Source organism: Cupriavidus phytohabitans, assembly GCF_017815025.1.
Classification (GTDB): Bacteria; Pseudomonadota; Gammaproteobacteria; order Burkholderiales; family Burkholderiaceae; genus Cupriavidus.
Genome location: NZ_JAGIQB010000266.1, coordinates 1 through 435 on the forward strand (window position 1 = coordinate 1; position 435 = coordinate 435).

1 protein-coding gene is annotated in these 435 nt (G+C 60.5%); it reads left to right on the forward strand.

Annotated features, from left to right (window positions below; all coding sequences use genetic code 11):
- Positions 1-420: transposase (locus J8I34_RS34440; RefSeq protein WP_209808642.1), on the forward strand; the 420-nt coding region annotated here is incomplete at its 5' end.
- Positions 421-435 lie beyond the last annotated feature (15 nt).

The window sequence follows — 435 nt, forward strand, 5'->3', positions numbered from 1 at the left end:
CTGGTACACAGCGTGGTGGGCACAGCGGCCAACGAGTCCGACGTGTCGCAGGCGCATGCCTTGCTGCATGGCCACGAGGAGAATGCGTTTGACGACGCGGGCTACACCGGCGTGGAGAAGCGCGACGAGATGCAAGGCAAATCCGTGACGTGGCAAGTGGCCGTCAAGCGCGGCAAGATCAAGGCGATGCGTGACGGCGCGGTCAAGGACTTGCTGATCGCCGTCGAGCGGGCGAAGGCCCAGATTCGGGCGCGTGTCGAGCATCCGTTCCATGTCATCAAGAATCTGTTTGGTCATCGCATAGTTCGCTACAAGGGCCTGGTCAAGAACACGGCGCAGTTGTTCAGTTTGTTTGGTCTGGTGAATCTGGCGCTAGCCAAAAAGCAATTGTTGGCGCTGCAGGGGAGCAGTCCGTCCTGAGCGCGCAAAGCGCAC